This window comes from Proteus sp. G4380, assembly GCF_963885725.1.
Classification (GTDB): domain Bacteria; phylum Pseudomonadota; class Gammaproteobacteria; order Enterobacterales; family Enterobacteriaceae; genus Proteus; species Proteus mirabilis.
Genome location: NZ_CAWPAV010000175.1, coordinates 1 through 8,116 on the forward strand (window position 1 = coordinate 1; position 8,116 = coordinate 8,116).

Sequence of the window (8,116 nt, forward strand, 5' to 3'; positions counted from 1 at the left end):
AAGCTAACAACTCGTTTTATTTTAAAAACGATTTTTTATTATTCTTTTAACAGGGGAAATAATTATGGGAACTAGTGTGTTTGATTCTGTTTTATTAAAAAACTTATGGTCAACAGAAGAAATGAGAACTATTTTTTCTGACAAAACTAGAATACAAAATTGGCTTGATTATGAAGCAGCATTAGCAATAGAACAAGCTGAGCTTGGTTTAATTCCTCAAAAGGCGGCTGAGGTTATTGTACAGAGTGCAAAACTTGAAAAATTAGATATGGATTATGTATTAGAACAAGTTCGTCTTACTCGACATCCATTAGTACCTACTATTCGAGGCTTAGAATATGCTTGTTCTGAACATTATGGAGAATATGTTCATTTTGGGCCGACAACACAAGATGTTATTGATACAGGCTTAGTGCTACAACTTAAAGCTGCTCATCAAACTTTTTTACGTGATATTAAAATATTAGGTCGTTCATTACTTTCTTTAAGTGAAAAACACCGCAATACACCTATGGTTGGACGCACTTTAGCGTTACAAGCGTTACCAATCACATTTGGGCATAAAACAGCAATTTGGTTGACAGAGTTAGCGCGTCATTATCAACGACTTAAAGAGGTGGAACCTCGTCTATTTGTTGGCAGTGTAGTCGGTGCTGTCGGGACTAAAGCTTCTTTAAGCGATAAAGCTGATGAATTAGAAAAACGCGTATTAAAACGCTTAGGATTAGGTATACCGGAAATCTCATGGCAACCAGCACGTGATAGATTTAGTGAATATGGTATGTTAATTGGATTAATTAGTGGAACGTTAGGGAAAATAGCTAACGAGATCTTAATATTAGCACACAATGAAATTGATGAGCTTTCAGAACCTTTTGGTAAAGGGCAAGTTGGCTCTTCAACTATGCCACATAAACGCAATCCAGCTATTGTTGAAAATGCCGCCTGTGTAAGTAATACCTTAAAAGCTAATCTTTCTGTATTAACGGATATGATGAAACATCAACATGAACGTGATGGTGCTATCTGGAAGATGGAGTGGAAGATTATGCCAGAAATGTGTCTGATGTTATCTGTTATCTTGGATAATATGAAAACAGTACTAGGTGGGCTAAATGTTCATGTTGAAAAAATGCGTCACAACATGGATATCTTAGGTGGGTTTATGTTAGCAGAACGTGTGATGTTTGCTCTGTCCGATAAAGCAGGCAAACAAACTGCTCACGAAATTGTGTATGAAGCGTCAATGTCTGGACAAGAAGAGGGGATTACTTTCGTAGAAGCTATTAATCGTGATACTCGTATTCGTGACCATATTTCACAAGAAGAGTTAAATGCTTTGCTAGATCCAACTACCTATGTTGGTAATGCTCCTGAGCAAGTTGATCGTGTAGTCGCTCAAACAAAAGCTTCCGGCTGGTTAAATGATTAATTGATGGAATGAAATCTCATAAAAAGCCAGTGATAACTGGCTTTGTTATTATCAGCATTGAGGTATTTATATGACATTGAGTCAGCATGTAGCTAATTTTATTACTACAACGACATTTTCACAGCTTCCAACGCAACTGATAGCTCGAGCCAAATTACATTTATTAGATACATTAGGTGTAGCACTTGCAGGGAGTACACAATCTAGCTCGAAACAAGGACGTCATGGGATTACTCTTTTACCCGATAGCCAAGGTAAGATCCCCATTTGGGGAAGTATGCAGACAGCTAATACCACTGCAGCAGCCTTAGCCAATGGTATTGCTGCACATGCATTAGATTTCGATGATACACATACTGATTCTATTACTCACGGTAGTGCTGTATTAACACCGATAGCTTTTGCGTTAGGGGAAACATTAAACGCCTCAAATGAAGAAATATTAACGGCTTGGGTTATTGGTTGGGAAGTTGCTGCACGGGTTGGTTTAGCGAGTCACAGTGGTTTCCATCAACGTGGATTTCATGCAACGGCGATTGCTGGGATCTTCGGTGCAACAGCATGTGCGGCTTCATTATTAAAACTTACGTCACAGCAGGCGGTAAATGCGTTAGGACTAACGGCAAGTCAAGCAGCGGGTATCGCTGAATATCTGACTAATAGCTCATCGGCAAAATGTTTTCATGCCGGATGGGCCGCTCAATCCGGTATTATTGCAGCCTCGTTAGCTAAAGGGGGAATGACTGGGCCTGAGACAATATTTGAAGGGCGATACAGTATTTATCATACTCATGGGATCAGCGAGCAAGCGATCCCTGAACAAGTTGCACAAGGATTAGGTGAACAATGGGAGTTTTTAAATGTTTCAATAAAACCTTATCCAGTTTGCCATTTTGCTCATGCTACTGTTGATTGTGGACGTCGTTTACTTAAAAGAGGGATCAGTGCGGAAGAAATTGAACAAGTAGAATGTGTGATTGATCCAGTTGCTGCTGCATTAATTTGTGAGCCACTCGAAACAAAATGGGCGCCAAAAACAGCTTATGGGGCAAAATTTAGCTTACCTTGGTTATTTGCTATTGGTTTTTTGGATAATGCGTTAACTTTATCATCGCTTTCAGCGGAAAACTTACAGCGTAACGATATCCAACTATTGGCGAAAAAAGTGAGCTATCGTTATCCATCAGAAAATGAAATTCCCTTTCCGAGCTATTTTCCTGGATTAATCTTTGTTAGATTGAAAAATGGGCAACAATTAACTGAAAGGATCGATATTCAGTATGGTAACCCTGAAAATCCGATGGTTGATACGGATGTAATAGCGAAGTTTTATGATAATGCCAAGTGTGTAATGAAAAAGACACAAGCTGATCAACTGATTGAAAATATAATGAATTTTGAAAATATACCTATTTCATTACTTACACAATTATTACGGGTAGAGGCATAACTCTTTTATCTGCATCCACAGGGACAAGATAATGAATCTGATACCTTTTGTTTAAATGAGTTGCACCTGATAAATGGCACTGACAATTTATTGTAGTGCCATTTTTGTTTCCTTAATGAGTTAGTGGTTTTGAAGGGTAATATCTGCGTGATTAATGACTTCATTCTGCTCATTTTTTAATGAATCAAATAGTATCTGAGCTGCTTTACTCGGGCTATTGGCATTAAGATAAAGGTTATAACGAATAGCAGGTAATGGCGGTAATCCCTCTTTTTCACCCAAAATACGTAAATCATCACCAGAAAGCTCGATAGAGCGTGCCATTATACCTAAACCAGCACGAACGGCCGCTCTGGCACCAGATAAGGTGGTGGCAATATAGGCAATGCGCCAGCGAATATTTTGTTGATCAAGGTGATTTATCATCATATCACGGTAAGTACTTGGTTCATCAAGAACCACTAAAGGTAACGGTTCGTCAAGATCAAATCTAAAATGTTTACCGCAATACCATAACGAAGGCGATACGCGTAAGACAATTTTAGGGTAACCGACATGCTCTTCTGTAGAAATGGCTAAATCGACCTCATTATTTTCCAACATTGACATTAAAAAAGGGCTACGTTTAACAATAATCTCCATAATTAAACGAGGATAAGCACCTGAAAAACGAGCAAGTAGATCGGGTAAGATTGTGTTTGCTGTATCATCGGGAGAGCCAATCTTTAATATTCCATCAATTTCTTCATGCAATAAAGATAAACATGCTTCATCATTAATGCGCAAAATCCGCCGAGCATAATTAAGCAGTTGAGTGCCTGCTTCGGTTAATGTTTTATTTCTCCCTTGTCGAGCAAAAAGCTCTTTACCTATTAATGACTCAAGGCGTTGCATTTGTTGGCTGACTGCAGATTGTGTTCGGCAAACTGATTCAGCGGCTGCGGCAAAGGTGGAACCATCGGCAACAGCAACAAAAGTTCTGAGTAGGTCTAACTCTAAATTAAAAATAGGGCGCTTTGCAGAAGTCATTTTATTATCTCTTAATTGGTGTTGTGGTGCGAAATAAAACGCAAGAGGTATTATTTTTATAAAGGTTAATAAAGTTCTTTTTAATTGGCATACCGCTCTCTTTCATACTATGAAGAGTTGGATCAATAATCTATAACACCGCTCAATAAATTCGTAGGGTTACGCAGTATTTGATGAAAAAGGCGAGTAAGTGCAGCTGACTACTGATTTTTATACAGTGTTATGCGACAATAACGCTTATTTTAATGACAAATAGAGTAGTTATGTCCCTTTCTCAATCTGTAAAAATGCAAATCAGCCAATGGTATAAAGCATTACCTGAGCATATTGAAGGCTTTATTCCACGAGCGCCTCAGCGCGAAATGATTGCTGAAGTTGCGAAGACATTTTCTGATGAAACGGGGCGACATCTAATTATTGAAGCGCCTACCGGAGTAGGTAAAACACTCTCTTATCTTATTCCTGGTATTGCTATCAGTCGGGAAGAGAAAAAACCACTGATTATCAGTACGGCGAATGTGGCGCTACAAGATCAAATTTACAGCAAAGATCTGCCTTTACTAAAAAAAATTATTCCAGACCTGACTTTTACTGGGGCTTTTGGGCGAGGTCGTTATTTATGTCCCCGTAATTTAGAGGCAATTTGTGCAACAGAAGGCGAGCAAATTGATTTAATGTTCTTGCTGGAAGATAAAGTTGATGTCGCAACCAGTGCGGAAAGGGAGATTTGCCAAGAGTTAAAGCACGATTTTACCAGCTTTGGTTGGGATGGTTTGCGTGATCACCATAAACGAGCATTAACGGATAGTTTATGGCGCAAGATTAGCACAGATAAAATGAATTGCTTAGGTCGTAATTGCCAATACTATCATCGCTGTCCTTTTTTTCTGGCCCGTCGAGAAATAGACGAAGTTGATGTGGTTATCACCAATCATGCTCTTGTGATGGCTGCGATGGAAAGTGAATCGGTGTTACCTGATGCAAAAAATATTTTATTAGTATTGGATGAAGGGCATCATATTCCTGATGTTGCTAGAGATGCGCTTGAAGTTGAAGGGGAAATAACCTTATCGGCATTAAATATGCAACTTGATAATATGACTCGTCATGTCAGCCAATATTTAGCACAATTTATCCCAGTCAAACCACCCAAATTAGCCGATCCCATTCGTTTTGATGCTCATATTGCAAAAATGCGCGAAGCCTATCAAGACGTTGAACATTTTACCCGCGCGTTATTGCCTGAGCGCAGTGAAAATGATGAATATTTATTTCCCTTAGGTCAATTACCTGAACAATTACTGTTATGTTGCCAAGATTTATTTAAGCTAACCGATGGTTTAAAAATGTTAGGTGAGTCGATTCTTAACGACTTAACTGAGCGAACAGCAAAAGAAGATGTTGTACGTTTACATCGCGCGATTTTAACCACTAGCCGAATGGTTGGTTATCTGGAAAATATGGCAAAACTATGGCGACTTGCGACATTAGAGCAGACATCAAAAGCACCCGTTTCGAAATGGCTTACTCGTCGTTATGATAAAAAGCAGTCACATCTCTATTTACATTGTGCTGGTATTCGCGTTAGTGAACAGTTAACACAATTATTATGGAAAAATATTCCTCATGTGGTGATCACTTCTGCCACACTACGTTCATTAAACAGTTTTTCGCGTATTCAAGAGCTTACAGGACTAAGCGAACACTTTGATGATCGTTTTATTACCTTGTCATCGCCTTTTACACATGAAAGGCAAGGGAAACTCGTTATCCCTAAAATGCGTTATGAACCGACAATGGCGAATGAAAAAGCGCATTTAAAAGAGATGGCACGCTATTTTCGTCAAGGAATGGTAGAAAACCACCATCGAGGGCAATTAGTATTATTTAGTAGTCAACGGGCGATGGAAGGTTTTTTAGAGGAAGTTAAAGATCTACGTTTGAGTCTCTTAGTCCAAGGAGATCAACCGCGCTATCGTTTAGTGGAGACACATTGTAAGCGTATTGATGCGGGCGATAATAGTGTGTTAATTGGGCTACAATCTTTTGCTGAAGGGTTAGATTTAAAAGGTGACTATTTAACGCAAGTACATATTCATAAAATTGCTTTTCCACCTGTTACTGATCCGGTCATTGTGACGGAAGGGGAATGGCTAAAATCACTGAAACGTTATCCTTTTGAAGTGCAAAGTTTACCAAGTGCATCATTTAATTTGATCCAGCAAGTTGGGCGTCTTATTCGTAGTCATCATTGTCATGGTGAAGTTGTTATTTATGATAGACGTTTATTAACGAAAAACTACGGCTCACGGCTATTAACCGCGCTACCTGTCTTTCCTATTTATCAGCCAGATATACCTAAAACAGAATAATAAAAAGGCTACCTATATTGGTAGCCCTTTTCAGTAAGAAGCATGTGATTAAGTAAGCAATTAGTTTTCAATATTTGCTTCAATAAACCATAAGAATTTATCTAGATCACGGGATGCTGCGGTAAACATATCAGCAGTATCTTCATCTTCAACTTCATCAATCGCTTTACGAATATCATTAGCGACTACCGCATAGCGATCAGCCAATGCTTTAAGGTGATCTTGCACATCATGAATATCGAGTGGATAGGCTTTTAAAGGTGTTTTTTTACTGACAGTTTGTGGTGTACCAAGGACTGTGCCACCTAATTGTACTAAACGCTCAGCAAACTCATCAGTATGTTCATTGATGGTATCACGGAAACCATCTACCATTTCGTGTACGGCAATAAAGTTTCTACCGCGCATATTCCAGTGTGCTTGTTTGGTAATGAGAGACAAATCGATAAACTGAGTCACCATTTGCTGCAGTAGTTCGATAGTATGCAGTTTAACACTGTCATCAACATTATTACGGGTATAAAGCAGGGCTGAAGGTGTGGATTTGACTAATTTAGCAGTACTCATAATCGTTCTCCCTAAATAATTAATAACTCAATATCTTAATTTCTGTTAATTATGATAGTGGATTATTAATGGTTAGTCTTATCGCTTGCTACTATTAAATTGATAGGGCATTACTAATAAAAATGTCATCTATCGAAATAGCCTATTTAGAATAAGACAATATGCTTAAAATAGCAATGTTAGGGAAGTAAAGTTATTATTTAATAAGTAAAAAGAGATCAACTGATCTCTTTTCATTTAATATTTTATTTATTAATAAGTTAAACTGTATAAATATTTATTCTACTTTTTCAATTTTGGTTTTTCTTTTCATGGTTGCAGTGGAACCAATCGACGCTAACACAATAAATGCCAACGCAACCCATTGTATTAACGTTAAATGTTCATGTAAGAAAATAATACCAATAAAAGCCCCCATACAAGGCTCTAAACTCATCAATGTCCCAAAGGTTTTTGCCGGTAAACGGGTAAGTGCAATCATTTCCAAAGTATAAGGAAAAGCGGTAGATAAAATCGCAATAGCTAATCCAATAGGTAATATAGACCAACTAAAAACTAGCTCAGGGCTACTTTGTAGCATACCAATAGGGAAAAAGATAAAGGCGGCAATAAGTGAGCCAATAGAAACTGTCGCTGCGCCATAGCCTTTTCCTGCACGTTGTCCGAAAACAATATACAGTGCCCAACCGACACCCGCACCTAATGCATATAAAATGCCTAGGGGATCGAGTCCGTGAATATTATCCCCAATCGGCAGTAATAACCCTAATCCAGCAATCACTAAGATTATCCATAAAAAATCGATTGCTCTGCGTGAAGAAAACATCGCTACCGCAAGCGGTCCCGTAAACTCAAGTGCTACTGCAATACCTAATGGAATAGTTTCAAGAGCCAAGTAGAATAAGTAGTTCATTGCCCCTAATGATAAACCATATAAAAATAGTGGCATTATGGCACTACGAGAAAAGCTTAGACGCCATGGTTTAAAAATAAAAAACAGGATCAGAGTACCTAGAAAAAGGCGTAATGCTGTGACTGCGGGGGCGCCAATAACAGGAAACAGGCTTTTTGCCAATGATGCGCCACTTTGTATTGATAGCATAGAAAGAAGCAAAAGAAGCACAGGGTAGAACACCTGTAATTTAGCTGAGTGTCTGGCTGACAACATCCTGAAAAACCTCGTCAAAAGTAAAGCGTTGAGTACTCTGTTATCCTATATAACAAAGGATCACATAATATAAAGTAAATTTGTGATTTTTAATATAG

At 38.3% G+C, this 8,116-nt stretch carries 6 protein-coding genes; 3 read left to right on the top strand and 3 right to left on the bottom strand.

Annotation, left to right across the window (positions count from 1 at the left end):
• Positions 1–64 precede the first annotated feature (64 nt).
• On the top strand, positions 65–1,432 hold the full coding sequence (purB, locus tag AACU98_RS15425) for an adenylosuccinate lyase (RefSeq protein ID WP_113977001.1): 1,368 nt from the start codon (positions 65–67) through the stop codon (positions 1,430–1,432).
• Positions 1,433–1,502: 70 nt separating this feature from the next.
• Positions 1,503–2,882: an MmgE/PrpD family protein gene (locus AACU98_RS15430; RefSeq protein WP_004252118.1), complete on the top strand. Its 1,380-nt coding sequence runs from the start codon at positions 1,503–1,505 to the stop codon at positions 2,880–2,882.
• 120 nt (positions 2,883–3,002) lie between these two features.
• Here the strand turns inward: AACU98_RS15430 and AACU98_RS15435 are convergent, their stop codons facing one another.
• Entirely contained in the window at positions 3,003–3,911 is a 909-nt protein-coding gene (locus AACU98_RS15435) for a LysR family transcriptional regulator (RefSeq protein WP_004244494.1), read from the bottom strand.
• 263 nt (positions 3,912–4,174) lie between these two features.
• Between AACU98_RS15435 and dinG the strand changes: the two genes are divergently transcribed.
• Entirely contained in the window at positions 4,175–6,283 is a 2,109-nt protein-coding gene (gene dinG, locus AACU98_RS15440; protein ID WP_004247579.1) for an ATP-dependent DNA helicase DinG, read from the top strand.
• A 60-nt stretch (positions 6,284–6,343) separates the two neighbouring features.
• Here dinG and dps read toward each other — a convergent pair whose 3' ends face one another.
• The gene (gene dps, locus AACU98_RS15445) at positions 6,344–6,850 is read right to left on the bottom strand and encodes a DNA starvation/stationary phase protection protein Dps (protein WP_004244496.1); all 507 of its coding nucleotides are present in this window, start codon (positions 6,848–6,850) and stop codon (positions 6,344–6,346) included.
• A 277-nt stretch (positions 6,851–7,127) separates the two neighbouring features.
• Entirely contained in the window at positions 7,128–8,018 is an 891-nt protein-coding gene (gene rhtA, locus AACU98_RS15450) for a threonine/homoserine exporter RhtA (protein WP_004244497.1), read from the bottom strand.
• Between the last annotated feature and the right edge of the window lie 98 nt (positions 8,019–8,116).